The sequence below is a fragment of the Pseudomonas nitroreducens TX1 genome, from assembly GCF_000313755.1.
GTDB classification, from domain to species: domain Bacteria; phylum Pseudomonadota; class Gammaproteobacteria; order Pseudomonadales; family Pseudomonadaceae; genus Pseudomonas; species Pseudomonas nitroreducens_A.
In genome coordinates this window covers 1-24,876 of record NZ_AMZB01000072.1, presented here as the reverse complement: position 1 = coordinate 24,876, position 24,876 = coordinate 1, and the positions used below count along the sequence as shown (strand labels likewise).

21 protein-coding genes are annotated in these 24,876 nt (G+C 64.9%); 9 read left to right on the top strand and 12 right to left on the bottom strand.

Annotated elements, in window-relative coordinates:
- The first annotated feature begins 36 nt into the window (after nt 1-36).
- The 7 genes from C167_RS0103195 to C167_RS0103165 all read left to right on the top strand — a co-directional run bounded on the left by C167_RS0103195 (nt 37) and on the right by C167_RS0103165 (nt 5,656).
- Nucleotides 37-1,011 carry an alpha/beta fold hydrolase gene (locus C167_RS0103195; protein WP_017516815.1) on the top strand — a complete coding sequence of 325 codons (975 nt, stop codon included), beginning with the start codon at nt 37-39 and terminating at the stop codon, nt 1,009-1,011.
- 96 nt (nt 1,012-1,107) lie between these two features.
- Nucleotides 1,108-1,596, top strand: a complete 489-nt coding sequence (rraA, locus tag C167_RS0103190; protein ID WP_017516814.1) for a ribonuclease E activity regulator RraA — start codon at nt 1,108-1,110, stop codon at nt 1,594-1,596.
- Nucleotides 1,597-1,696: 100 nt separating this feature from the next.
- Nucleotides 1,697-2,695 carry a zinc transporter ZntB gene (locus tag C167_RS0103185; RefSeq protein WP_017516813.1) on the top strand — a complete coding sequence of 333 codons (999 nt, stop codon included), beginning with the start codon at nt 1,697-1,699 and terminating at the stop codon, nt 2,693-2,695.
- Nucleotides 2,696-2,749: 54 nt separating this feature from the next.
- Nucleotides 2,750-2,998: a hypothetical protein gene (locus C167_RS0103180; protein WP_017516812.1), complete on the top strand. Its 249-nt coding sequence runs from the start codon at nt 2,750-2,752 to the stop codon at nt 2,996-2,998.
- A 2-nt stretch (nt 2,999-3,000) separates the two neighbouring features.
- Nucleotides 3,001-3,825, top strand: a complete 825-nt coding sequence (locus C167_RS0103175; RefSeq protein WP_017516811.1) for a mechanosensitive ion channel family protein — start codon at nt 3,001-3,003, stop codon at nt 3,823-3,825.
- Nucleotides 3,826-3,898: 73 nt separating this feature from the next.
- On the top strand, nt 3,899-4,489 hold the full coding sequence (gene sigX / locus C167_RS0103170) for an RNA polymerase sigma factor SigX (protein ID WP_026078770.1): 591 nt from the start codon (nt 3,899-3,901) through the stop codon (nt 4,487-4,489).
- Nucleotides 4,490-4,597: 108 nt separating this feature from the next.
- On the top strand, nt 4,598-5,656 hold the full coding sequence (locus tag C167_RS0103165; protein ID WP_017516809.1) for an OmpA family protein: 1,059 nt from the start codon (nt 4,598-4,600) through the stop codon (nt 5,654-5,656).
- 67 nt (nt 5,657-5,723) lie between these two features.
- Here the strand turns inward: C167_RS0103165 and cobA are convergent, their stop codons facing one another.
- From cobA to acnB, 11 genes are all read right to left on the bottom strand, one after another.
- The gene (gene cobA, locus C167_RS0103160; RefSeq protein ID WP_017516808.1) at nt 5,724-6,461 is read right to left on the bottom strand and encodes a uroporphyrinogen-III C-methyltransferase; all 738 of its coding nucleotides are present in this window, start codon (nt 6,459-6,461) and stop codon (nt 5,724-5,726) included.
- A gap of 36 nt (nt 6,462-6,497) precedes the next feature.
- On the bottom strand, nt 6,498-9,212 hold the full coding sequence (locus C167_RS0103155; protein ID WP_017516807.1) for a nitrate reductase: 2,715 nt from the start codon (nt 9,210-9,212) through the stop codon (nt 6,498-6,500).
- A gap of 35 nt (nt 9,213-9,247) precedes the next feature.
- A complete protein-coding gene (gene nirD / locus C167_RS0103150; protein ID WP_017516806.1) occupies nt 9,248-9,577 on the bottom strand; it encodes a nitrite reductase small subunit NirD in 330 nt (109 codons plus the stop codon).
- Nucleotides 9,578-9,633: 56 nt separating this feature from the next.
- Entirely contained in the window at nt 9,634-12,084 is a 2,451-nt protein-coding gene (gene nirB, locus C167_RS0103145) for a nitrite reductase large subunit NirB (protein WP_017516805.1), read from the bottom strand.
- A gap of 272 nt (nt 12,085-12,356) precedes the next feature.
- A complete protein-coding gene (locus tag C167_RS0103140) occupies nt 12,357-14,027 on the bottom strand; it encodes a bifunctional protein-serine/threonine kinase/phosphatase (RefSeq protein WP_017516804.1) in 1,671 nt (556 codons plus the stop codon).
- Nucleotides 14,028-14,053: 26 nt separating this feature from the next.
- Nucleotides 14,054-15,265 carry a nitrate/nitrite transporter gene (locus C167_RS0103135; protein WP_017516803.1) on the bottom strand — a complete coding sequence of 404 codons (1,212 nt, stop codon included), beginning with the start codon at nt 15,263-15,265 and terminating at the stop codon, nt 14,054-14,056.
- Between the two features lie 581 nt (nt 15,266-15,846).
- Entirely contained in the window at nt 15,847-16,275 is a 429-nt protein-coding gene (locus tag C167_RS0103130; RefSeq protein ID WP_017516802.1) for a thioesterase family protein, read from the bottom strand.
- Between the two features lie 98 nt (nt 16,276-16,373).
- The gene (locus C167_RS0103125) at nt 16,374-17,066 is read right to left on the bottom strand and encodes a polysaccharide lyase family 7 protein (protein ID WP_017516801.1); all 693 of its coding nucleotides are present in this window, start codon (nt 17,064-17,066) and stop codon (nt 16,374-16,376) included.
- A gap of 236 nt (nt 17,067-17,302) precedes the next feature.
- Nucleotides 17,303-17,881, bottom strand: a complete 579-nt coding sequence (locus tag C167_RS0103120) for an ANTAR domain-containing response regulator (protein ID WP_017516800.1) — start codon at nt 17,879-17,881, stop codon at nt 17,303-17,305.
- Between the two features lie 2 nt (nt 17,882-17,883).
- Nucleotides 17,884-19,086 carry a CmpA/NrtA family ABC transporter substrate-binding protein gene (locus tag C167_RS0103115; RefSeq protein WP_017516799.1) on the bottom strand — a complete coding sequence of 401 codons (1,203 nt, stop codon included), beginning with the start codon at nt 19,084-19,086 and terminating at the stop codon, nt 17,884-17,886.
- 418 nt (nt 19,087-19,504) lie between these two features.
- Complete coding sequence (acnB, locus tag C167_RS0103110; RefSeq protein WP_017516798.1) at nt 19,505-22,114, bottom strand: bifunctional aconitate hydratase 2/2-methylisocitrate dehydratase; 2,610 nt, start codon at nt 22,112-22,114, stop codon at nt 19,505-19,507.
- A 382-nt stretch (nt 22,115-22,496) separates the two neighbouring features.
- Here acnB and C167_RS0103105 point away from each other — a divergent pair, with 382 nt between their 5' ends.
- Nucleotides 22,497-22,973 carry a DUF1289 domain-containing protein gene (locus C167_RS0103105; RefSeq protein ID WP_026078769.1) on the top strand — a complete coding sequence of 159 codons (477 nt, stop codon included), beginning with the start codon at nt 22,497-22,499 and terminating at the stop codon, nt 22,971-22,973.
- 147 nt (nt 22,974-23,120) lie between these two features.
- Here the strand turns inward: C167_RS0103105 and C167_RS0103100 are convergent, their stop codons facing one another.
- The gene (locus C167_RS0103100; protein ID WP_017516796.1) at nt 23,121-23,984 is read right to left on the bottom strand and encodes a universal stress protein; all 864 of its coding nucleotides are present in this window, start codon (nt 23,982-23,984) and stop codon (nt 23,121-23,123) included.
- 205 nt (nt 23,985-24,189) lie between these two features.
- Between C167_RS0103100 and C167_RS0103095 the strand changes: the two genes are divergently transcribed.
- Nucleotides 24,190-24,801, top strand: coding sequence for a tRNA-(ms[2]io[6]A)-hydroxylase (locus tag C167_RS0103095; RefSeq protein WP_017516795.1), 612 nt, complete (start codon nt 24,190-24,192; stop codon nt 24,799-24,801).
- Nucleotides 24,802-24,876: the final 75 nt, after the last annotated feature.

The window sequence follows — 24,876 nt, the reverse complement described above, 5'->3', positions numbered from 1 at the left end:
GCCGTGAGGCCGCCTCCTACCCGATCAAGCGATTCCATGCAAAGCAGCAGTCAACTCTTTCCCGTCGCGCTAGTCAGCGCGGAATTGCGCGGCGACCTCACCGAGGATGTCTACCGCCTCAAGCCGAACAACAGCCCCGATTCCAGTGTCGAGCTGGCGGTCACCCGTCTGGGGCGCGCCGAAGGGCGGCGTGGCGTGCCGGTGGTCCTGTTGCACGGCAGCTTTTCCAACCGCCGTTTCTGGTACTCGCCCAAAGGCATCGGCCTGGGCGCGCATCTGGCGCGGGTCGGCTTCGATGTGTGGATCCCCGAAATGCGCGGCCATGGCCTGTCGCCGCGTAACGCGGATTACGCTCGCAATCGCGTGGCGGACTACGCCCGCTTCGACCTGCCGTCCATTGCCCGTTTCGTGGTCGAGCAGAGTGGCCAGGCGCCGCATTGGGTGGGGCATTCCCTGGGTGGTGTCACCCTGGCTGCCGCGCTGGGCGGCGGCTATCTGGACGAGCGGCTGGCGGCCAGCGCGGCGCTGTGCGGCAGTCAGGTCAGCCGCACCTACTGGCCGCTGAAACTGCCTCCCGTGGCCTGGGGTGGACGCTTCCTGCTCAAGCGCATGGGCGGGCTGTCCGGCTCGCGGCTCAAGCGCGGCCCGGAGGACGAGCCGCTGGGGCTCGCCCTGGAGGCGCTGCATTGGTACAGCCTGTTTGGCCGCTTCGGCGAGAAGGGCAACGACTGGTGGGGCGGTTTGCAGAGAACTTCCCTGCCGGTGCTGGCCATCGGCTCCGACGGCGATATCCAGGATCCAGCCTGGGCCTGCCGCAAATTGCTGGAACAGTTTGGCTCCGAGACTCGGCAGTTCCTGCATCTGGGGCGGCGCCACGGATTCTCCGATGATTTCGGTCATGTCGAGATGCTGATCAGCAAAGGCGCCCAGCGTGAAGTCTGGCCACTGCTGCAATACTGGCTTGAACACAGTGGCTTGCCGGAAGGGCAGGGCGCTCTGGCGCAGGCTTGAGCTTGGCGCGGCAGGGAGTAGACTGTGACGCCATTGCGGCTTTCGGTCACATCCAGGCCTGAAAACCTGCCGGATTTCATCAAGAGGAGCTTCTCCATGCATTACGTCACCCCCGATCTGTGCGATGCCTACCCGGAGCTGGTCCAGGTCGTCGAGCCGATGTTCAGCAACTTCGGCGGACGGGATTCCTTCGGTGGCGAGATCGTCACCATCAAGTGCTTCGAAGACAACTCGCTGGTCAAGGAGCAGGTCGAGAAGGACGGCAAGGGCAAGGTGCTGGTGGTGGACGGTGGCGGCTCGCTGCGCCGTGCACTGCTGGGCGACATGCTGGCCGAGAAGGCCGCCAGGAACGGTTGGGAAGGCATCGTGGTGTATGGCTGCATCCGCGACGTCGACGTCATTGCGCAGACCGACCTGGGCGTCCAGGCGCTGGCCAGCCACCCGATGAAGACCGACAAGCGCGGCATTGGCGACCTGAACGTGGCCGTGACCTTTGGCGGCATCACCTTCCGCCCGGGCGAGTTCGTCTATGCTGACAACAATGGCATCATCGTCTCGCCTAAGGCATTGAAAATGCCAGAATAATCGAACCTTCCAGCGAAGGTCCGGGTCAATGCCGGGAGCGAAAGCTTCCGGCATTTTTCATGGTGTCTCGCGACAGCGATCCAAGCGAAGGAACTGGGGCATGCAGCAGTACGAGAGCGGCACGGAACGCGGATTGATCGACGGCTTCGTGCTGGACGGCCACGGTGGCGGCCGGCGCATCACTCGCAGCGAGTTGCCGTTGCTCGATCTCAAGCCGGAGGAAAGCCTCTGGGTGCACTGGGACCGCGGCGTGCCCGAAGCCCAGGCGTGGCTGCGCGAATCCAGCGGCCTGAACGAATTCGCCTGCGACCTGCTGCTGGAGGAGGCGACCCGCCCGCGACTGGTGGATCTGGGTGGCGAACGCCTGCTGCTGTTCCTGCGCGGGGTCAACCTGAACCCGGGTGCGGTGCCGGAGGACATGGTCTCGCTACGCGTCTACGCTGAGTCGCAGCGCGTCATCTCCCTGCGCCTGCGACCGCTCAAGGCCGTGGCCGACCTGCGTGCCGACCTGGAGGCGGGGCGCGGGCCGAAGACCGCTTCGGAAGTGGTCCTGAGCCTCGCCCATTACCTCACAGACCGTGTCGATACCCTGATCGGCGGCCTCGCGGACCAACTCGACAGCATGGAGGAGGCGATCGAGGAGGATGAGCGCAGCATTCCCGATCAGCACCAGTTGCGTACCCTGCGACGACGCGCCGCAGGTCTGCGCCGCTACCTGGCGCCACAGCGGGAAATCTACTCGCAGATGGTCAAGTTCAAGCTGTCCTGGACGGTCGCCGACGATGCGGACTACTGGAACGAACTGTACAACCGCCTGACCCGCAACCTGGAGGAACTGGAACTGGTGCGCGAGCGCATCAGCCTGATCCAGGAGGCCGAACATCGCCGAATTACCGAGCGGATGAACCGCACCATGTACCTGCTTGGTATCATCACCGGCTTTTTCCTGCCCATGAGCTTCGTGACCGGTCTCCTGGGCATCAACGTCGGCGGCATTCCCGGTTCCGGATCGTCCCACGGCTTCGCCATGGCGTGCGGGGTGATCCTCGGGATAGTGGGATTCCAGTGGTGGATTTTCCGCCGCCTGCGTTGGCTCTAGGTGTGACTTATGAGGCGGTGAGGTCGTCAAGCACCTCACACAGGCGAGGTGCGCATGCACGACCCATTTGAAGAATCCTTGCGCGATCTGCTGCGAATGCCCCCGGAACAGCCGGGAGACGATTCGCGGCTGGACCGCGTCCTGAAGACCGCCAACCGCCAGGTCGGCGCGGGCGATCTGTTCAGCCTGATGGGGCACTGGTTCCAGGCCCTTTCCATTGGTGTGAGCCGCGGCGCCGCGCACCTTGCACCCGTCTCGCGCCACGCGCAGAATTCCGCCCCTTCCGCTGACAAGGCCGATTGAACATGCAATTCGACATCTGGACGCAAAGCCTGCTGACCGCCATGAACACCCTGTGGGGCAAGCTGGCCGGGTTCATTCCGAACCTGCTCGCTGCTCTGGTGATCGTGCTGCTTGGCTTCGTCGTCGCCAAGCTGCTCGACGCGCTGCTTTCCAAGCTGCTCGCCAAGCTGGGGCTGGATCGCCTGATGGCGGGGACCGGCCTGACCAAGCTGCTGTCGCGCGCCGGTATCCAGGTGCCGGTCTCGACGCTGATCGGCAAGATCGTCTACTGGTTCGTCCTGCTGGTGTTCCTCGTATCTGCCGCGGAATCCCTTGGCCTGCAGCGCGTCTCGGCAACCCTGGACATGCTCGCGCTGTACCTGCCCAAGGTATTCGGCGCGGCGCTGGTGCTGATCGTCGGCATCCTGCTCGCGCAGCTGGCCAACAGCCTCGTTCGCGGCGCCGCCGACGGAGTCGGCCTGGAGTACTCCAACGGCCTGGGCCGTGTCGCCCAATGGCTGGTCATCATCATCAGCATCTCGGTGGCCATCGGCCAGCTCGAGGTGAAGACCGATCTGCTCAACTACATCATCGCCATCGTGCTGATCACCATCGGTCTGGCCGCTGCGCTGGCGCTGGGGCTGGGCAGTCGCGAAGTGGCGGGGCAGATCATTGCCGGTATTTACGTGCGGGAGCTGTATCAGGTCGGACAACAGGTGAAAGTGGCCGATGTCGAAGGCATCATCGAGGAAATTGGTACCATCAAGACTATCCTGCTGACAGACGAGGGTGAGCTGGTGTCGATCGCCAACCGCATCCTGCTCGATCAGCGTGTAACCAGTCGCTGAAGATGATGACCGATTGCCGGTACGGCTGCTGCAAGGCCGAGCCGGACGCTGACTTGACCTGGCCCGACCCGACTTGAACAAGCCGCAATCACTGCCTTTGCGCTATGACCCGCGCCAGCTCACCGACGAGGAGCTGGTGGAGCGTTCTCACGAGGAGCTTTACCACGTGACGCGGGCCTACGAAGAGCTGATGCGTCGCTACCAGCGCACGCTCTTCAACGTCTGTGCGCGCTATCTGGGCAACGACCGGGACGCCGATGATGTGTGTCAAGAGGTCATGCTCAAGGTGCTGTATGGTCTGAAGAACTTCGAGGGAAAGTCGAAGTTCAAGACCTGGCTGTACAGCATCACTTACAACGAGTGCATTACGCAGTATCGGAAGGAAAGGCGTAAACGCAGATTGCTCGATGCGCTGAGTCTGGATCCAATCGAGGAAGCTTCTGAAGAGAAGGCTCCGAAAGTCGAAGAGCGAGGTGGACTAGACCGCTGGCTAGTTCATGTCAATCCCATTGATCGGGAAATCCTCGTGCTTCGCTTTGTTGCTGAACTCGAGTTCCAGGAAATCGCCGACATCATGCACATGGGGCTTAGCGCCACGAAAATGCGCTACAAACGTGCACTCGATCGAATGAGAGAAAAGTTTTCGAATGTGACGGAATCTTAGTCCGGGAAATATTGTCTCTCTGTTTGGCAAGTTCTGATAAACTTGCCACCCAAGTTGTACGGCCTCTGGTTAGACAACTTATTGACCACCAAGATGGGGATTTAACGGATGAAACTGAAGAACACCTTAGGCGTCGTAGTTGGCTCGCTGATCGCCACTGCCGCTGTCAATGCGTTCGCTCAAGGCCAGGGCGCCGTCGAAGTCGAAGCTTTCGGCAAGCGCTACTTCACCGACAGCACCCGCAACATGAAGAACGCCGATCTGTACGGCGGTTCGGTCGGCTACTTCCTGACCGACGACGTCGAGCTGGCTCTGTCCTACGGTGAGTACCACGACGTACGTGGCACCTACGAGACCGGCAACAAGAAGGTCCATGGCAACCTGAGCACTCTGGATGCCATCTACCACTTCGGCACTCCGGGTGCTGGCAACCTGCGTCCGTACGTTTCCGCCGGCGTTGGCCACCAGAGCCTGACCAACATCAACTCCGACAACGGTGGCCGTCAGAACCTGACCATGGCCATGATCGGTACCGGTCTGAAGTACTACTTCACCGAAAACTTCTATGCCAAAGCCAGCCTCGACGGCCAGTACGGCCTGGAGAAGCGTGACAACGGTCACCAGGGCGAGTGGATGGCCGGCCTGGGCGTTGGTATGAACTTCGGCGGCGGCGCCAAGCCGGCCCCGGCTCCTGAGCCGGTTGCTGAAGTCTGCTCCGACTCCGACAACGACGGCGTCTGCGACAACGTCGACAAGTGCCCGAACACCCCGGCCAACGTCACCGTTGACGCCAACGGCTGCCCGGCTGTTGCCGAAGTCGTTCGCGTTCAGCTGGACGTGAAGTTCGACTTCGACAAGTCCAAGGTTAAAGAGAACAGCTACGCTGACATCAAAAACCTGGCTGACTTCATGAAGCAGTACCCGTCCACCTCCACCACCGTTGAAGGCCACACCGACTCCGTCGGCACCGACGCCTACAACCAGAAGCTGTCCGAGCGTCGTGCCAACGCTGTTCGTGACGTACTGGTCAACGAGTACGGTGTTGAAGGCGGCCGCGTAAACGCTGTTGGTTACGGTGAGTCCCGTCCGGTTGCTGACAACGCAACCGCCGAAGGCCGCGCTGTTAACCGCCGCGTAGAAGCCGAAGTGGAAGCCCAAGCCAAGTAATTGGTCTGAGCTGACGAGAAAAACCCGGCCTAGGCCGGGTTTTTCTTTGCCTGCAGAAAAGTGAGTTTCAGGCGGTGCGGGCCAGGATTGCCTGCTGAGCGGCAGCCGCCACTTTGCCGATCACCAGGATTGCCGGGCTTTTCAGGGCAAAGCGCTGGGCGTCGTCCAGCATGCTGGCGAGTTGGGAGCGGTACTCGCGTTGGGCAGGCAGGGAAGCGTTTTCGATCATCGCCACTGGCGTGCCGGCAGCCATACCTCCTTCGAGCAGGCCGTCGCGGATTTCCGCCAGTTTCGCCACACCCATGTACACCACCAGCGTCGTGCCGCCTTCGGCCAGGCCGCGCCAATTCAGCGGGCTGTCGTCCTGGGTGTGGGCGGTCACCAGGGTTACGCCGCGGCTGACGCCGCGCAGGGTCACGGATATGCCGCACTGAGTCGCTGCTGCCAGCCCGGCGGTGATACCGTTGACCAACTCGCACTCGATGCCACGCGCAGTGAGCCAGTCGGCTTCTTCGCCGCCACGGCCGAAGATGCACGGGTCGCCGCCTTTCAGACGCGCCACGCGGCGCCCCTGGCGGGCGTAGCGCAGCATCAGGCGATGGATGAAATCCTGTGGTGTGGAGCGGCAACCGCCGCGTTTGCCGACGGAAATCACCCGGGCTGAAGGGCAGTGCTCCAGCACCGCCGGATTCACCAGGTCGTCGATCAGCACCACGTCGGCCTTGGCCATGGCGCGGACGGCCTTCAGCGTCAGCAGTTCCGGATCGCCGGGGCCGGCACCGATCAGCCAGACTTTTCCACTCATGTCGTTCTCCTCAGGCTGCCGTCTTCGCGGCTCGGGTCAGGCGGTAGCAGCCAGCGGCTTCCGGGCCAGCAGGCGCTTGATTTCCGGTACGCAGGAGCCGCACGCGGTCCCGCACTTGAGTTCGCATTTGAGGCCTTCCAGGTCCAGCCCCTTGTCGATGCCGGTCTGGATGCGGCTCTGGCTGACGTTCAGGCAGTTGCACAGTGTCTTGTCCGCCACCGCGCCGGCCTTGCCGGGGGCGGTGCTCAGTGGTGCCAGCAGCCAGCGGCGCAGCTCCTGGTCGGCGCGGCCGTCCTTCCACAATTCGCGCAGCCAGGCGCGGGCGGCGGTTTCGCCGGCCAGGCGCAACGAGACAATTCGAGCGTGTTCGATACGCACGCGTTTGCCGACGGTGCGGCGCGGGTCGTCATAGGCCATGACCGGGCCGTCACCGAGGTCAAGCAAGGCGTCGATGCAGGCGAGCCACTCAGCGCTGGGCGCCTCGACGTGCGCTGCACGGATCACCAGCGCCGGGCGCTCGCGGCCGATGGGGCTGAAGCTGGCGTAGCGCAGGTCTTCGAACAGCGGGCGCAAGGCGTCGAAGCGCTTCTGCACGTCGCCTTCCACCAGGGCGAAGAACTGCCAGGGCAGTTCGATGCGGCTGACCTCCACGGTGGTGTGTTTCAGCTCGGGCTGGCGGGACAGCGGGTCCACCGCCGGCAGCGTGAGCACGTTGATGCCCAGACCCTTGAGGAAGCGATCGCCCCAGTGCATTGGCAGGAAGGCCTGGCCGGGGCGCAGGTGCTCGTCGGCTTGCACCGGCAGCACCAGTTCTCCACGGCGGCTATGCAGGCGCACCAGTTGGCCGTCGCTGATACGTCGGCGGCGCAGTTCGTCCGGGTGCAGGCCGAGTACGGCCTCTTCCACGTGGCCGAACAGCTGCGGTGCGGTGCCGGTGCGGGTCATGCCGTGCCACTGATCGCGCAGGCGGCCCGTGTTGAGGATCAGCGGATAGCGCGCGTCGCGCTTTTCCTTCGGTGCGCGGTAGGGTTCGGCGATCAGCCGCGCGCGTCCATTGGCGGTGGGAAACTGGCCGTCGCCATACAGGCGCTCGGTGCCCTGTGTTGCGCCGGCGCGGAAGGGCCATTGCTGCGGGCCGCGGGTATCCAGCAGCGTGTAGTCGATGCCGGAGAGATCAAGGTCGCGCTCACGGGTCAGCAATTTGTATTCGTCGAACAGCGCGGACGGAGAATCGAAGTCGAACAGGCTGCTTTCGCCGGGACGCAGGCGCTGCTCCAGGCGACGGGCGAAATCGCAGACGATGCCCCAGTCCGCCCGCGCCTCGCCGATAGCGGGAATGGCCGGGCGCACATGGCTGATACGGCGTTCGGAGTTGGTCACCGTGCCTTCCTTCTCGCCCCAACTGGCGGCCGGCAGCAGCAGGTCCGCGTACTGGCAGGTTTCGCTGGTGGTGAAGGCTTCCTGGACGATGACAAAGGGGCAGGCGGCCAGGGCTTCGCGCACGCGGGTCTGGTCCGGCAGCGATTGCGCCGGGTTGGTGCAGGCAATCCACAAGGCCTTGATACGCCCGTCGCGTACCGCGTCGAAGAGCTCGATGGCGCTCAGGCCGGGGGTTTCCGGCAATTGCTCGACGCCCCAGTAAGCCGCTATTTCGGCACGGTGTTCGGCATTGGCAGCCTCGCGGTGGCCGGGTAGCAGGTTGCATAGGCTGCCGGTTTCACGGCCACCCATGGCATTGGGTTGGCCGGTGAGGGAGAAGGGGCCGGCGCCGGGGCGGCCGATCTGCCCGGTGGCCAGGTGCAGGTTGATCAGCGCGCTGTTCTTCGCGCTGCCGGCGGTGGACTGGTTGAGGCCCATGCACCAGAGCGAAAGGAAGCTGGACGACTGGCCGATCCACTGGGCCGCGCGCTGCAGGTCGTCGACCGCGATGCCGCAGATGTCCGCCACGGCCAGCGGGCCATAGTCGCGCACCAGGGCCTTCAGTTCATCCAGGCCATCGGTGTGGGCGTCGAGGAAGGCGCGGTCGATCCAGCCTTCCCAGAGCAGGATGTGCAGGATGCCGTGGAACAACGCGACATCGGTGCCCGGCAGGATCGCGAGGTGCAGGTCGGCTGCCTCGGCGGTGTCGGTGACGCGCGGGTCGATGACGATCAGCTTCATCTCCGGGCGACGTACGCGGGCTTCTTCCAGGCGGCGGAACAGCACCGGGTGGGCGTAGGCCATGTTGCTGCCGGCAATCATCACGCAGTCGGCCAGCTCGATGTCCTCGTAGCTGCAGGGCGGTGCGTCGGCGCCCAGGCTGCGCTTGTAGCCGACCACTGCCGAGGACATGCACAGGCGCGAATTGCTGTCGATGTTGTTGGTGCCGACCAAAGCGCGGGCCAGTTTGTTGAAGGCGTAGTAGTCCTCGGTCAGCAACTGGCCTGAGACGTAGAAGGCCACGCTGTCCGGTCCGTGCTCGCGAATGGTTTCGGCGAAGACGCCGGCGGCATGCTCCAGCGCGGTGTCCCAGTCGGTACGGGCGCGGGACAGGCTTTTACCCAGGCGCAGCTCCGGGAACTGCGCGCGGGCATCCGCATCACCGGTGAGGTGCAGGGTCGAGCCCTTGCTGCACAGGCGGCCGAAATTGGCTGGATGCCGCGGGTCGCCCTGCACACCGAGAATGCGCTCGTCGTCGTGCTCGATCAGTACACCGCAGCCCACGCCGCAGTAGCAGCAAGTGGATGCGGTAGTGCGACGGTTCTGGGTCATGGCGCAGCCTCGCTTGGGTCTCGGCAAAGTCAGGATCAGGCGCAGTGGGCAAGGTTGTCGCGCAGGGCCAGCAGTACGCGGCCCTTTTCGACCTTCGCCTCGTGGCGGTGGGCGCAGCCCTGGTCTGGGGCTACCGCCTCGCCGCTTTCCAGCTCGATCTGCCAGTTGTGCAGCGGGCAGGCCACGCGCTTGCCGTAGATCAGGCCCTGGGATAGCGGGCCGCCCTTGTGCGGGCAGCGGTCGTCAAGGGCGAAGACCTGGTCATCGGAGGTGCGGAAGATCGCAATGTCGCCCTTGGGGCCGGCGATGACGCGCGAGCCCAGCGGGTTGATGTCGTCCAGGGCGCAGATGTCTAACCAGTTCATGGGGTGTCTCCAGCAATCGGGTGGTAGGGGCCCCGACGGCGGGGCCAGGCGAACACTCAGGCGGGCTCCAGCTGCTGGAGGGGAATCCGTTCGAATTCCTTCTTCAGCGGCTGCTGGGCGATGCGCTCCTGCCATGGGTCCTGCTCCAGCGACAGGGAGAACTGCAGGCGGGCGTTGAGCGCCTTGCGGTTGTCCGCGTCTTCCAGCACGGCCTTCCTGATGCGCTCCATTCCGACGCGCTGCAGGTAGTGCACGGTGCGCTCGAGGTAGAAGGCTTCCTCGCGGTAGAGCTGGAGGAAGGCGCCGCTGTACTCGCGGACTTCGTCGGAGGTCTTGAGCTTGACGAAGAACTCCGCCACCTCGGTCTTGATCCCGCCGTTGCCGCCGATGTACAGCTCCCAGCCAGAATCCACGCCGATGATGCCGATGTCCTTGATTCCCGCCTCGGCGCAGTTGCGCGGGCAGCCGGAGACCGCCAGCTTGACCTTGTGTGGCGACCACATGTTGAACAGGTCGTGCTCCAGGTCGATGCCCAGCTGGGTCGAGTTCTGCGTGCCGAAGCGGCAGAACTCGCTGCCCACGCAGGTCTTCACGGTGCGGATGGATTTGCCGTAGGCGTGCCCGGAAGGCATGTCCAGTTCCTTCCAGATCGCCGGCAGGTCGTCCTTCCTGATCCCCAGCAGGTCGATGCGCTGGCCGCCGGTGACCTTGACCATGGGCACCTGGTACTTGTCCGCCACATCGGCAATGCGACGCAGCTCGGCTGCATTGGTGACGCCCCCCCACATGCGCGGGACCACCGAATAGGTACCGTCCTTCTGGATGTTGGCGTGGGCGCGTTCGTTGATCAGGCGCGACTGCGGATCGTCCTTGGCCTCGCCCGGCCAGGTGGAGATCAGGTAGTAGTTCAATGCCGGGCGACAGGTGGCGCAGCCGTCCGGGGTGCGCCAGTCCATGAAGCGCATGGCGCTGCTCAGGGTCACCAGGTGATGCTCGCGGATCGCCTGGCGGACCTGGCCGTGGTTGAGATCGCTGCAGCCACAGATGGCCTTTTCGCTCTTGGGCTTGACGTCCGCCGCGCCGCCCACGGTGCTGATCAGGATCTGCTCGACAAGGCCGGCACAGGAGCCGCAGGAGCTGGCTGCCTTGGTGTGCTTCTTCACCTCGTCGACGCTGAAGAGGCCGTTCTCCTGGATCGCCTTGACGATGGCGCCCTTGCATACCCCATTGCAGCCGCAGACCTCGGCGGTGTCGGGCATGTTCGCCGCGCTGTTCTGGCCCTGGTGGCCGACGTCGCCAATGCTGCTCTCGCCGAACATCAGGTGGTCGCGGATCTGCGCGACGTTGTGGTTCTCGCGGATCTGCCGGAAATACCAGCCGCCGTCGGCGGTGTCGCCGTAGAGGCAGGCGCCGACCAGCACGTCGTCCTTGATTACCAGCTTCTTGTACACGCCGCCGATGGGGTCGGAGAGGGTGATGGTCTCGGTGCCTTCGCCGCCCATGAACTGGCCGGCGGAGAACAGGTCGATGCCGGTGACCTTGAGCTTGGTCGAGGTCACCGAGCCCTGGTAGCGTGCGAAGCCGAGCATGGCCAGGTGGTTGGCGCAGACCTTGGCCTGCTCGAACAGCGGCGCCACCAGGCCGTAAGCGATGCCGCGGTGGCTGGCGCATTCGCCCAGGGCGTAGATGCGTGGGTCATAGGTCTGCAGGGTGTCGTTGACCAGGATGCCGCGGTTGCAGGGCAGGCCGGTCTTCTCTGCCAGTTCTGTGTTGGGGCGGATGCCGGCGGCCATCACCACCAGGTCGGCGGCGACCACTTCGCCGTCCTTGAAGCGGATGGCACAGACGCGGCCGCTGCCGTCGTCGATCAGCTCCTCGGTGTGGGTGTTCAGGCGGAAGTGGATGCCGCGCGATTCCAGCGCTTCCTGCAGCAGCTTGCCGGCAGTGCGGTCCAGCTGGCGTTCCAGCAGCCAGTCGGAGAGGTGCACCACGGTGACGTCCATGCCGCGCTGCTTGAGGCCGTTGGCCGCTTCCAGGCCGAGCAGGCCGCCGCCGATCACCACCGCGTGGCTGTGAGTGGCGGCGGTGTCGATCATGGTCTGGGTGTCGGCGATGTCGCGGTAGCCGATCACGCCCCGCAGGCGGCTGCCCGGCACTGGCAGGATGAAGGGGTTGGAGCCGGTGGCGATCAGCAGGCGATCATACTCGGCCTCGGTGCCGTCTTCGGCGTAGACCTTGCGACGATGTCGGTCGATGCGGTTGACCTTGCGGTTGAGCAGCAGCCGGATGCCGTTCTCGCTGTACCAGTTGAGGTCGTTGAGGACGATGTCCTCGAAGGCCTGCTCGCCGGCCAGCACGGGGGAGAGCAGGATGCGGTTGTAGTTGGGGTGCGGCTCGGCGCCGAACACGGTGATGTCGTAGAGGTCCGGTGCGATCTTCAGCAGTTCTTCCAGGGTGCGCACACCGGCCATGCCGTTGCCGATCAGGACGAGCTTGAGCTTTTTCATGTCGGGGCTCCGCGTCACGGATAAATCACGGAAAACAAAAAAGGCGTCCCGCCGGTTACCCAGCGAGGACGCCTTTGTCCAAGTCCCGATCGATCGGGAAAGTGCGAGCCTCTTCGTTGAGGGACGCGCTTTTGTAGATTGTTGCAAGGTCACTGCAGGGGCTGTGCCAACTTGCTCGGGCCCCGATTTCCGGGGCTTTCGGTTCGCCTGTTGTACCGGCCGGCCATTTTGCTGCACCGCGGTGATGCGTTCTGAACCGAACTGGTGCGCCTTCAGCCTTTGTGCAGCAGCCAGAGCAGCAGCCCCAGGTTGATCGCCAGCGAGGCCAGGGCGACGCCGCGCCAGACCCGCAGTGGCTCGCGCTCCAGCAGCGGGCGAGGACGCGCAGGGGCTTGCCGCTCGCCTTGTTCCAGGGCGAGCAGGCATTGCTCGGCAGTCTCGAAGCGCTGCTGCGGCTGGACGGCAGTCAGCTTCGCCAGCCAGTCGTCGAGCCAGGCCGGTGCGTCCGGACGGTAGCGGCTTGCCGGGGCCGGCGTGCCGAAGCGCGGATGCTGGAAGGCTTCGATCTCGCCGTAGGGGTAGTGCCCGCAGAGCAGGCGGTACAGCGTGACCCCGGCGGCGTACAGGTCCTGCCGAGCGTCCGGCGCCGCGCCCTGGAAGGATTCCGGGGCGAGGTAGCTCGGGGTGCCGGGCAGGTCGTGCGGGTCTTCCCGCGATAATCCAGGGCAGTAGGCCAGGCCGAAGTCCAGCAGGCGCAGCTCGCCGTCGTCGGCCCAGTGCAGGTTCTCCGGCTTGATGTCGCGGTGCAGGATGTTGCGCCGATGCAACTGGCCCAGGCCGCGCAGCAGGCGCTGGGCGAGGTCCAGCCAGTCGGGCAGGTTCAACGGGCCGTTGAGTTTCAGGTGCTCGTCCAGCGTCTGCCCCCGGTACTCGCGCATCGCATAGTACAGGTGCTGGCGCTGCGGCAGGCTGTGCAGCTCGGGAAAATAGCGGCCCTGCACGCGGCGCAGGAACCATTCTTCCAGCAGGAGCGCCTGGGCGGCTTCCGGAGAATCGCGCAGCGCCGGCGGCAGGGTCTTGAGCAACCAGGGGCGATGCTGTCGATCACGCACGCGGTAGATCAGTGATTGGCGCGACTGGGCCAGTCTGCATTCCACCTGCCACCCTTCGAACTCCTGGTCATCCCGCAGCGCGGGCGGCGCGGGCCAGTGGTCGAGCTGGGCAAGGGCATCTCCCAGGCTCGCCGGCGGCAGTTCGCCCACCTGCAGCAGCAGGGCGCTGGCGTTGTCCTGGCTGCCGGCCAGGTGCGCGGCACTGACCAATGCGTCGGCGCAGGCCTGCAGGGATTGGGCGTCCTCCAGCAGGCGCTGGATGGCGCTGTCGCCCAGGGAGGCCCAGACGCCGTCGCTGACCAGCAGGAAGCATTGCCCCGCCTCCAGCTCGCCGTCGCGGTAATCCACCACAAGGTGCTGATCCAGGCCCAGCGCGCGCTTGAGCACGTGCTGCATGCCCGGCTGCTCCCAGACGTGGTCCTGGGTCAGGCAGTCCAGCTGACCGGGACTCCAGCGGTACAGGCGGCAATCGCCGACATGGGCCAGGGTGAAGCGCCGGCCCCGCAGGACCAGCGCGGTCAGGGTGGTGAGCAAGGGCTGGCCGCCACCGTTGGCTTGCAGCCAGCGGTTCTGCGAGATCAGCAGGCGGTCCAGGGCCTGGGCGACGGCCCAGGTCTCGGGGGTGGCGTAGTAGTCGGCGGCGAGCGCCTGCAGGGTCAACCGCGCGGCCAGGCCGCCGTCGGCGCAATGGCTGACGCCGTCGGCGATGGCGAACAGGTGACCCTTGCTGGCGGCCAGCCCTGCGGGTGGGGTGACCACCCGCAGGGCATCCTGGTTCTCGTCGCGCGGACCGGTGGCGCTGGCCTGGGCGAAGGTTACCTGCAGGGTCATGGGGAACACCGGTAGGAGCGCATCGTTCAGACCCGTGCGGCGGTGACGGCCGCGCTGCCCCAGGTGGTGCGCCAGCGGGCTTTCACCGCGTGCAGGCCGAACCAGGCCAGTACGCCGAGGCTGGCGAACAACCAGAGGCCGATCTGGTAGTCACCGGTGGCCTGCTTGATCGCGCCCAGGCCCGCCGTCAGGCAGAAGCCGCCGATGCCGCCGGCCATGCCGATCAGGCCGGTCATCACGCCGATGGTCTGGCGGAAGCGCTGCGGAACCAACTGGAACACCGCGCCGTTGCCCGCGCCGAGGCTGAGCATGGCGACCACGAAGAGGCTCAGCGCCGCCATCGCGCTGGTCAGGTGGAAGCCCACGGCGGCGATGCAGATCGATGCCACGGTGTACATCACCAGCAGGCTGCGGATGCCGCCAATGCGGTCGGCCAGGGCGCCGCCCAGCGGGCGCATGAGGCTGCCGGCGAAAACGCAGGCCGCCGTGTAGTAGCCGGCCTTCACCGGATCGAGGCCGTACTGGTCGTGGAAGTAGCCAGGCAGGGTGCTGGCAAGGCCGAGGAAACCGCCAAAGGTCACGCTGTAGAAGAACATGAACCACCAGCTGTCACGGTCGCCCAGGGCCTTCAGGTAGTCCCCCAGGGATTTGGCCGGCGGCCGCTCCGGGGCATTGCGGGCCAGCAGGGTGAACACCACCAGGGTGGCCAGCAGCGGGATCAGCGCGAAGCCGAACACGTTCTGCCAGCCGAATGCGGCGGCGATGGCCGGTGCGAACAGCGCGGTGAGCACGGTGCCGGAGTTGCCTGCGCCGGCGATGCCCATGGCCTTGCCCTGGTGCTGCGGCGGGTACCACTGCGAGGCCAGCGGCAACGCCACGGCGAACGAGGCGCCGGCCATGCCCAGCAGCACGCCGAGGATCATTGCCTGCTCCAGGCTGTGGATGCCCAGTTGCCAGGCACCGAACAGTGCGCCGATGACGATGACCTGGCCGAGGATGCCGGCCGCCTTGGGCGACCAGCGATCAGCCAGCAGGCCCATGAGGAAGCGCAGGATGGCGCCGGAGAGGATCGGCGTTGCGACCATCAGCGCGCGCTGCTGGGTGGTCAGTTGCAGGTCGGTGGCGATCTGCACCGCCAACGGGCCGAGGACGTACCAGACCATGAAGCTCAGGTCGAAATACAGGAAGGCGGCAAACAGGGTCGGCGCATGGCCGGCTTTCCAGAAACTCGTGTTCATCGAACACCTCATCATCGACGGTAGAGGAGCCCGGTCGCGCGCCACATGGCAGCCGCCGGGTTCGAGAAGGTCGTAGGGGGCTGATGACGTTTTGACGCAAGCCGCGTTGCTGCGACAAATCACGCCAGGCTAGGCGCGGGATGCAGGAAATGGTCATTCCCTTTTCAAGTCCCGCAACGACGCATGGCGTGATTTGCCGCGCAACCCGAAGGGACGGGCCGCATTTTGCGCAGTGCTGCGTTACTCGTCGTTCATCTGGAATGGCCAAACCACACTCCTCGCGCCTAACACTGCGCAAAATGCGGCGCCGTCGCGGTCGCGGCAAAACGTCATCAGACCCCAGTGCCCCTGCGCCGGGGCAAACGAAAAAGGCGTCGCTCCACCCACCGCACTGCGCGGGTGTGGATGCGACGCCTTTGTCGAAGTCGGGTAATCGCCGTTGACTACCATCGCCTTGTGCACAGCAAGGCGCGGGCCAGGATGAAAAATCCCAGTCGAATCAAGAGAATGAGGGGGAGGCGAGGATCAGGGGTGATCCATCGAAGGGCGCGCCGTGTGGCGGCGTGCCCCGTGCTGGAGCGTCAGGCGACCCAGTTGACGTTGGGGAAGGTGTCGCGGAAGGCCTCGGGGATCGGCACGACCTTGCCGGCCTTGTAATCGAAGAACACGAAGCCCGACTTGGCCATGGCCACGAGCGTGCCGTCGGCGGGGCGGGTGATACGGAAGATGATGTCGCCGCCGTACTTGTTGAAGTCCATCACGCCAACCTCGAATAGCAACTGGTCGCGGGCGTGGGCTTCGGCGCGGTAGGTGGTGGCCAGGTCGGTGACGATGATGCCGGTCTCGCGGATGCCGTAGTCGAACAGGAAGCGTGCGCGGGCCTCGGAGATCATCGAGATCATCGAGTCGTTGCCCAGGTGGTTGGCCCCGTTGATGTCGGTGACGCGGACGGTGAGCTTGGTTTGGTAAATGAACAGTTCTTCGGGGAATTCCAGTTTCAGGCGGGCCATGGCGGTCTCGGTGGCAAGGCGACGGGGCGTGCGGGTGTGTCGCGCATTCTACGCGCAGTCCGCTCGCCCCGTGCCTCATCAGGCCGGTGAATGGGAAATCAGCGGTGCGCCGAGTTCAGGTGGAAGATGGTCACCCGCGCGCCCTCGCTGCTGTCGCCGTAGTTATCGTTGATGTAGGCGCCGGCCTTGAAATAGAGCAACTGCTTGGACCAGGCGCTGCTGAGGATCTTGCGGTAGTAGTTGGCGCGGCCGTCGGAGGTTTCCACACGGATCGCCAGGTTGCCCACCGAGGTGACGCGCAGGCTGTAGTTGAAGGCCTGGTCCAGGGCAACGTTGTCGATCAGCGGGATGTTGATGCTGGCGCTGTCGTCGGGGTGGTTGCGCACCAGGGCTTCCAGGCGCCCGCTCTCCAGGGTCGGCAGGTAGTGGTACTGCAGCTTGACCAGGGGTTCGCCATCGCCGGTGTAGGGCGAGCGGCTGTGGATCTGGCCGATGATGATCTTGTTCTTCGACGGTACCTGCTGGACGCTCATGGTCACACGCAGTTCGTTGTCGCCCTGGTTGTAATACCAGTTGGAGACGTCGCCGGCGGGTGTGGTTTCTCGCAGCTCGCTGCGCGGGTAGACGCTGTCGGAGGTATGCGAACCGGTGACGGGGACCCAGAACACCACCTGGCTGCCGCTGGGCTGGAAATAGTGGCTCTGGTAGCCCCTGGCGATCTGCTCGGTGCTGACTTCGGTGGGGCTGGGGTCGGTGGGGACGCTGAGGTTCCAGGTGCTGAGGTCGATCATGGGCTTGCCCTTGCTGGGCCGCGAAGGCGGCGAGGTCGGGTGGCGCCGAGGTGCCTAGCCGGCGGCGGCCACTGCGATGCGTCATCGAAGCCAGTCGATGGCGCTCCGGGGCCCGGCCAGATGGCCGGGCGGCCGCAGCATAGGGCCTTGCCAGCGAAGCGGGGGCCACCTGTACGACTGGCGAAATGATCGCGCCTTGCCGCCGCTGGCAGATGGCCGGCTCCGCAGGCGCCGGGTCAGTGACCGAGCATTTCGTGCATGGCGATGATCTGCTCGGCCACCTGCACCAGCTTCTGCTGGCGGCCCATGGCCTGGCGGCGCATCAGGGTGTAGGCCTCTTCCTCTGCACAACCCTTCATCTTCATCAACAATCCCTTGGCCAGCTCGATGCGCTTGCGCTCGGCCAGCTGCTGCTCGCGGGCCTGCAGTTGGGCGCGCAGGGCCTGGTCGCTCTCGAAGCGGGCCATGGCGACATCGAGGATGGGCTGCAGCCGCTGCGCCTGGATGCCCTCGACGATGTAGGCGCTGACACCGGAGCGGATGGCCTGGCGCATCACCTGTGGGTCGTGTTCGTCGGTGAACATGACGATGGGACGCGGCTGGTCGCGGCTGACCAGCACCACCTGTTCCATTACGTCGCGGCCGGGGGACTCGGTGTCGATGAGGATCACGTCCGGGTGCAAGGCTTCCACCCGTTGCGCGAGGTCGACCGTGAGGCCGGATTCGTCGATGACTTCGAAACCGCACTCCACCAAGGCAGCCTTGAGGCGCCCGACCTTTTTCGGGGTGTCGTTGATCAGCAGGACGCGCAGCATGCTCAACCTCGCTCCGCCAGGGCATTCAGCTCAAAGCTGCGCGCATAGACGGCCGGGTCGCTGCCGTCCCAGGGGCGGCCGTCGATCAGGGTCGAGCGGCGCATCTCGGCGTTCGGCACTCTGACGCCCACGGCGCTGGCGGCTTCGCGGTAAAGGTCGAGTTGCTGGACATGGCGCGCAATGCCGAGGTAGTCGACGTCTTCGCGCAGCAGGCCCCAACGCCGAAACTGGGTCATGAACCACAGCCCGTCGGAAAGCCACGGGTAGGTGGCCTGTCCGCCATCGAAGAAGCGCAGCGGGTGTGCATCCTGCCAAGCGTGGCCGAGGCCGTCCTGGTAGCGGCCGAGCAGGCGCGGCTCGATGCTGGCGAGCGGGGCGTCGATGTAGTCTGCGCTGCTGATCAGTTGGGCCGCGCTGCTCAGGTTGTCCGCGCTGGCCTCGATGAAACGGCTGGCGTCGAGCAGGCTCATGACCAGTGCGCGGGCGGTGTTGGGGTATTGCTCGACGAAGGCGCGGGTGCTGCCCAATACCTTTTCCGGGTGATCCGGCCAGATCTGCTGACTGGTGGCAAGGGTGAAGCCCATGCCTTCGTCCACGGCCAGCGCGCCCCAGGGGCCGCCGGCGCAGAAGCCGTCGATGCGTCCGGCCCTCAGGTGCTCGACCATCTTCGCCGGCGGCACCACCAGGCTGCGCACATCCTGGAGTGGATCGATGCCATGGGCCGCCAGCCAGTAATAGAGCCACATCGCATGGGTGCCCGTGGGGAAGGTGTGGGCAAGGGTGAGTTGCGCACCGTTCTGGCGCACATGGCGTTGCAGTGCTTCAGCGGAGGTCACGCCGTCGCGCATCAAAGGGGCGGAAAGGTTGATCGACTGGCCGTTCTGGCACAGGCCCATGAGTACTGCCATGTCGGTGGACGGCGCGCCGCCCAGGCCCAATTGCAGGTCGTAGATCAGCCCGTAGAGGCTTTGTGCGGCATCCAGCTCGCCGCTGAGCAGCCGGTCTCGCAGCCCGGCCCAGGAGTTCTGCCGCTGCAGGTTGAGCGTCAGGCCGTAGGGCTGGCCGAAACCCTGAGTCGCGGCCACCACCAGCGAGGCGGAGTCGGTGAGGGCCATGAAGCCCAGGTTGAGCGCGGTCTTTTCCGGGGCGTCGGAGCCGGCCACCCAGGCCAGGCTGTCCGGCAGTGGGCTGGTACTGTCGATCATCTCCACCTCTGAGCGCATTCTCGATGCACTTTCCCATGCAAAAAAATGGCGCCGCACTACCTGCCGCCGAAGGGAGGTAGCCGCGACGCCATTGTCGATGGTTGGTTGTCGGGGCGATCCGCCGTTGGACCGCAAGCCTCAGGAGTGGAGCAAGTGCTGTGCCAGGGCGGGGAAAAAAGAAGCCCCGCCATACAGGCGGGGCGCAGAGGAAGGGAGCGCACCTCTGGAGGGTTCCACAAGGGCACCTGGGCACGGATATCGGCAGGAGCCTGTTGTCCACCTTAGTCCTGGCGGGCTGTGGTGCAACCGGTCAATAAGTATTAGGCCCATCGTGAGGGGAGGGCGGGAGCGCTCTATTTCGGGCCTGGAAAAGAAAAACCCCGCACTCAGGCGGGGCTTTTCGTCACGCTGGGATCACTCAGACCTGAACGGCCGGGATCTTCGCGTTGGCTGCCGCTTCGCGGAACTCGGCGATCTGGTCGAAGCTCAGGTAGCGGTAGATATCGGCAGACATGCTGTCGATGTCCTTCGCGTAGGCCATGTACTCCTCGACGGTCGGCAGCTTGCCGATGATCGAGGAAACGGCGGCCAGCTCGGCGGATGCCAGGAACACGTCGGTGGCGTCGCCCAGGCGGTTCGGGAAGTTACGGGTCGAGGTGGAGACCACGGTCGAACCGGTCTGTACGCGAGCCTGGTTACCCATGCACAGCGAGCAGCCCGGCATTTCCATGCGCGCGCCGGCCTTGCCGTAGATGCCGTAGTAGCCTTCCTCGGTCAGCTGGTGGGCGTCCATCTTGGTCGGCGGAGCCAGCCACAGACGGGTCGGAATGCCACCCTTGACCTTGTCCAGCAGTTTGCCGGCAGCGCGGAAGTGACCGATGTTGGTCATGCAGGAACCGATGAAGACTTCATCGATCTTGCGGCCTTGTACGCTGGACAGCAGGCGAGCGTCGTCCGGGTCGTTCGGCGCGCAGAGTACCGGCTCCTTGACGTCGGCCAGGTCGATCTCGATGACCGCGGCGTACTCGGCGTCCTTGTCGGCTTCCAGCAGTTGCGGGTTGGCCAGCCAGGCTTCCATCGCTTGCGCGCGGCGTTCCAGGGTGCGGGCGTCGCCGTAGCCTTCGCCGATCATCCAGCGCAGCAGGGTGATGTTGGACTTCAGGTACTCGGCGATGGCCTCTTCCGGCAGCTTGATGGTGCAACCGGCAGCCGAACGCTCGGCGGAGGCGTCGGACAGCTCGAAGGCTTGCTCGACGGTCAGGTCGTTCAGACCTTCGATCTCGAGGATGCGGCCAGAGAAGATGTTCTTCTTGCCCTTCTTCTCGACGGTCAGCAGACCAGCCTGGATGGCGTAGTAGGGGATGGCATGGACCAGGTCACGCAGGGTGATGCCCGGTTGCAGCTTGCCCTTGAAGCGCACCAGAACCGATTCCGGCATGTCCAGCGGCATGACGCCGGTGGCAGCGGCGAAGGCCACCAGGCCGGAGCCGGCCGGGAAGCTGATGCCGATCGGGAAGCGGGTGTGCGAGTCGCCGCCGGTGCCGACGGTGTCAGGCAGCAGCATGCGGTTCAGCCAGCTGTGGATGATGCCGTCGCCCGGACGCAGGGAGACACCGCCGCGGGTCATGATGAAGTCCGGCAGGGTGTGGTGGGTCTTGACGTCGATCGGCTTCGGATAGGCGGCGGTGTGGCAGAAGGACTGCATCACCAGGTCGGCGGAGAAGCCCAGGCAAGCCAGGTCTTTCAGCTCGTCGCGGGTCATCGGGCCGGTGGTGTCCTGGGAACCGACGGTGGTCATCTTCGGTTCGCAGTAGGTGCCCGGACGTACGCCCTGGCCTTCCGGCAGACCGCAGGCGCGGCCAACCATCTTCTGCGCGAGGGTGAAGCCCTTGCCGCTGTCGGCCGGCGCTTCCGGCTTCTTGAACAGGTCGGACGGAGCCAGGCCCAGCTCGGCGCGGGCCTTCTCGGTCAGGCCACGGCCAACGATCAGCGGGATACGGCCGCCGGCGCGGACTTCGTCCAGCAGGACCGGGGTCTTCAGCTCGAAAGTGGTGACCAGTTCGCCGCTGTCATGACGCACGACCTTGCCTTCGTACGGGTACACGTCGATGACGTCGCCCATGGCCAGGTTGGTGCAGTCGAATTCGATCGGCAGGGCGCCAGCGTCTTCCATGGTGTTGTAGAAGATCGGGGCGATCTTGGTGCCGAAGCAGAAGCCGCCAGCGCGCTTGTTCGGAACGTAGGGAATGTCGTCGCCGAAGAACCACAGCACCGAGTTGGTGGCGGACTTACGGGACGAACCGGTGCCGACCACGTCGCCGACGTAGGCAACCGGGAAGCCCTTGGCCTTGACGGCTTCGATCTGCTTCAGCGGACCGACCACGCCCGGCTGGACCGGCTCGATGCCGTCGCGGGCCATCTTCAGCATGGCCAGGGCGTGCAGCGGGATGTCAGGACGCGACCAGGCGTCTGGAGCGGGGGACAGGTCGTCGGTGTTGGTTTCGCCGGGGACCTTGAACACGGTCAGGGTCAGCTTCTCGGCGACGGCCGGACGGGCCTTGAACCACTCGCCTTCGGCCCAGGATTGCAGCACGGCCTTGGCGGCGGCGTTGCCTTTCTTGGCGCGCTCGGCGACGTCATGGAAGGCGTCGAACATCAGCAGGGTGTGCTTGAGTTGCTCGGCGGCGACTTCGGCCAGCTCGGCGTTGTCCAGCAGTTCGACCATGGTGGCGATGTTGTAACCGCCTTGCATGGTGCCCAGCAGCTCGAGGGCGCGGGTCTTGGAGAGCAGCGGGGAGGTGGCTTCACCCTTGGCAACGGCGGACAGGAAACCGGCCTTGACGTAGGCAGCTTCGTCCACGCCCGGCGGTACGCGGTTGGTGATCAGGTCGAGGAGAAATTCTTCTTCGCCGGCCGGCGGGTTCTTCAGGAGTTCGACCAGACCAGCGGTCTGTTCGGCGTTCAGCGGCTGGGGCACGACGCCCTGGGCGGCACGCTCTTCTACGTGTTTGCGATAGGCTTCAAGCACAGTATTTCCCTCATCAGTGGTCCCGGAGGACGCGTATCCAGGAGACCCTTCCGATCCATTCGTCAGGCATGGTGGACGGTAATCCACTGACCTACGACGGCACCGGCGATCTCCGGGCAGAAGCTGTTTTCAAAGTTTTACGCCGGGGTGGCCAGGGACTGATGGGGCTGGACGCTTGAGGGGAGCGCCCAGACCGCGCGGCTGCCGGAATCTGTGCTTCGTGACGCTTTGAAAACAGCTTCTTTCGGACAATGACGCCAAAAAGGCGCAGCCATTCTAATGGAATTAATGGGCCTTGGTAAGCCGATTTGCGTGGCGCCAAAGGGTGATCTTGCCTAGACAAAGGGCTAACATGCCCGCTTTGCCGACAACCTGTTTCCCCATGTCTTCCCAGCGCATCAAAACCCCCTGTGTCGGGCTCTGCTCGACAGTCTATGGCGACCTTGTCTGTCGTGGCTGCAAGCGTTTCCACCATGAAGTGGTGAACTGGAACCGCTACGGCGACGAGGAGAAGCGGGCGGTCCTGAGTCGTCTGGAAGTCCTGCTGGCCCAGGTGATGATGGCCAAGCTGGAGGTTTTCGATGCTTCCTTGCTGCGCAGTCAGCTGGAGCAGCGGCAGATCCGCTTCGTGCCCGAGCAGTCACCTTATTGCTGGGCCTATCAGTTGATCGCCCGCGGTTCGCGGATGATCAACCAGATCGAGGCCTACGGTCTGGCGCTGCTCCCGGAATTCCGCGAATGGCCGCTGCCGGACCTGCGCGACGCCATCGACAAGGAGTTCTTCATCCTGTCCGAGGCACATTACGAGCGCTATATCGCGCCGAGCTTCCTGGCTGACGCGCTGGAGTCCCGGGTCTGATCTCTTCTGGCTAATAAAAAAAGCGCCCGGACGGGCGCTTTTGTTTTCTGTAGGAGCGAGCTTGCTCGCGAACTATTTCCCGCCTGCTGCGATGCTGGGCGGTTCGCGAGCAAGCTCACTCCTACAGGTTGGGTCTCAACGTGATCGTCAGGGTTTGGCGACCAGCTCCTCCAGGTGGGCGACGATGTCGTCCGGCTTGAGCACCAGGACGTCGCTTTCCAGCGTATCCAGCACCACTTCGGCGGTATTGCCGATCAGCGCGCCGGCGAACCCGGTACGCGCCACGCTGCCGATCACTGTCACCGCGGCGTCGAGGTTGTGCGCCGCGCGGGGGATCAGTACGTCCGCCGGGCCTTCCTCGATGTGCAGATGCTGGTCGTCGACGCCGTATTCGGCCTGGAACGCCTTGCATGCCTCGCGGTACTTGGCCTCGATGGTTTCGCTGAGCTGGAAGGTCGGGTCGGCCGCCGAAAGCATGGGTGAGGGGTGCGCGCTGATGACGTGTAACTGGCCATGGGCGAGGCCGGCGATGTCGTAGGCATGGCTGACGATTCCGGCATGCAGGGTGCGGTGCTCGACATCGTTGTTGCCCACGTCCACGGCGGCGAGGATGTTTCGCCCGGCCCAGGGCAGGCTGGTCTTCGCCAGCAGCACCGGAGAGGGGCAGAAGCGCAGCAGCTTCCAATCGTCGGGGGTGAGCAGCGCCTTCTTCAGCGGGTTGTCCGGGCTGTGCTGCTTGATCACCAGCCCGCAGCCTTCTGCCTGCTGCTCGGCGATGATGGTCTGGTGCAGGTTGTCCTTCCAGGCTTGGCGGCTGGATGCGCTGAAGCCTTCCTGGCGCAGGACCTCCGCCACTTCCTCGAGCTTGGCGCTGCAGTCAGTGCGCCGTTCGCAGGCGAGCAGGTGCAGGTGCGACTGGGTCACGCTGGCGATCAGGCGGGCCCGTTTCAGCGCGAGACCTTCCGGCTGGTCCGGGTCCACGACTACGAGGATGCTACGGATGGCTTGCATGATCGTCTCCCTTCGTGCGCGTTGTTTATGTGGAACAACTGTAGTCGGGATATCTCGTTCATGACGTTGAGGCATATCAACGCCGGAAGCTGGTTCCGCGCGGCGGCATTCGTATAATGCTCCGCCTTTATTGCACCGGCCAGAGAAGGGCGGGGTGCGCCAAGCGTTTACGCGGCTGCGTGGCGGCCGCGGTTGGAGAACTGACATGCTGTCTGAAATCAGGGAATTCCTCGGTTGTGCCACGCCGGATGCGTGGGTGGAAGCCGCGTTGCGGGATCAGGCGGTGATGCTGATCGACCACAAGAACAACGAGTTCAAGGCCGCCAGCACGGCCTTGGCCCTGATCGCCAAGTACAGCGCCCACGAGGAACTGGTGAACTTCATGTCGCGCCTTGCCCGCGAGGAACTGCGCCACCATGAGCAGGTGCTGGCAATTCTGAAGAAGCGCGGCATCCCGCTACGGCCGATCTCCGCCGGTCGCTACGCTTCCAGTCTGCGTACCGTGGTACGCAATCACGAGCCACAGAAACTGGTGGATACCCTGATCGTCGGCGCCTTCATTGAATGCCGCAGTTGCGAGCGTTTTGCCGCGCTGGTGGATCACCTGGATGCCGACCTGGCCAAATTCTACGGCTCGCTGCTGAAATCCGAGGCGCGGCACTTCCAGGGCTACCTGAGCCTGGCGCGCCGCTACGGCGATGACGCCGACATCGACCGCCGCGTGGCGGAGATCCGCGAAGTGGAGGCTGGCCTGATCCAGTCGCCGGACAGCGAGTTCCGTTTCCACAGCGGTGTGCCGGTCGAGCTGGCAGCCTGATCTTTCCGCCGAAATAAAAAGCGCCCGACTGGGCGCTTTTTCATTTCGGCTCTTCGTAGGAGATTCTATGTCTAC

Excerpts from the sequence above, each read along its gene's own strand:
- C167_RS0103115 (WP_017516799.1), bottom strand. The coding sequence starts at position 19,086 with ATGATCGACAGTACCAGCCCACTGCCGGACAGCCTGGCCTGGGTGGCC.
- C167_RS0103125 (WP_017516801.1), bottom strand. The coding sequence starts at position 17,066 with ATGATCGACCTCAGCACCTGGAACCTCAGCGTCCCCACCGACCCCAGC.
- C167_RS0103120 (WP_017516800.1), bottom strand. The coding sequence starts at position 17,881 with ATGCTGCGCGTCCTGCTGATCAACGACACCCCGAAAAAGGTCGGGCGC.
- rraA (WP_017516814.1), top strand. The coding sequence starts at position 1,108 with ATGCATTACGTCACCCCCGATCTGTGCGATGCCTACCCGGAGCTGGTC.
- C167_RS0103105 (WP_026078769.1), top strand. The coding sequence starts at position 22,497 with ATGTCTTCCCAGCGCATCAAAACCCCCTGTGTCGGGCTCTGCTCGACA.
- C167_RS0103140 (WP_017516804.1), bottom strand. The coding sequence starts at position 14,027 with ATGACCCTGCAGGTAACCTTCGCCCAGGCCAGCGCCACCGGTCCGCGC.
- C167_RS0103095 (WP_017516795.1), top strand. The coding sequence starts at position 24,190 with ATGCTGTCTGAAATCAGGGAATTCCTCGGTTGTGCCACGCCGGATGCG.
- cobA (WP_017516808.1), bottom strand. The coding sequence starts at position 6,461 with ATGAGTGGAAAAGTCTGGCTGATCGGTGCCGGCCCCGGCGATCCGGAA.
- nirB (WP_017516805.1), bottom strand. The coding sequence starts at position 12,084 with ATGAAAAAGCTCAAGCTCGTCCTGATCGGCAACGGCATGGCCGGTGTG.
- C167_RS0103135 (WP_017516803.1), bottom strand. The coding sequence starts at position 15,265 with ATGAACACGAGTTTCTGGAAAGCCGGCCATGCGCCGACCCTGTTTGCC.
- C167_RS0103180 (WP_017516812.1), top strand. The coding sequence starts at position 2,750 with ATGCACGACCCATTTGAAGAATCCTTGCGCGATCTGCTGCGAATGCCC.
- C167_RS0103100 (WP_017516796.1), bottom strand. The coding sequence starts at position 23,984 with ATGCAAGCCATCCGTAGCATCCTCGTAGTCGTGGACCCGGACCAGCCG.
- C167_RS0103130 (WP_017516802.1), bottom strand. The coding sequence starts at position 16,275 with ATGGCCCGCCTGAAACTGGAATTCCCCGAAGAACTGTTCATTTACCAA.
- C167_RS0103165 (WP_017516809.1), top strand. The coding sequence starts at position 4,598 with ATGAAACTGAAGAACACCTTAGGCGTCGTAGTTGGCTCGCTGATCGCC.
- C167_RS0103195 (WP_017516815.1), top strand. The coding sequence starts at position 37 with ATGCAAAGCAGCAGTCAACTCTTTCCCGTCGCGCTAGTCAGCGCGGAA.
- C167_RS0103185 (WP_017516813.1), top strand. The coding sequence starts at position 1,697 with ATGCAGCAGTACGAGAGCGGCACGGAACGCGGATTGATCGACGGCTTC.
- nirD (WP_017516806.1), bottom strand. The coding sequence starts at position 9,577 with ATGAACTGGTTAGACATCTGCGCCCTGGACGACATCAACCCGCTGGGC.
- C167_RS0103155 (WP_017516807.1), bottom strand. The coding sequence starts at position 9,212 with ATGACCCAGAACCGTCGCACTACCGCATCCACTTGCTGCTACTGCGGC.
- C167_RS0103175 (WP_017516811.1), top strand. The coding sequence starts at position 3,001 with ATGCAATTCGACATCTGGACGCAAAGCCTGCTGACCGCCATGAACACC.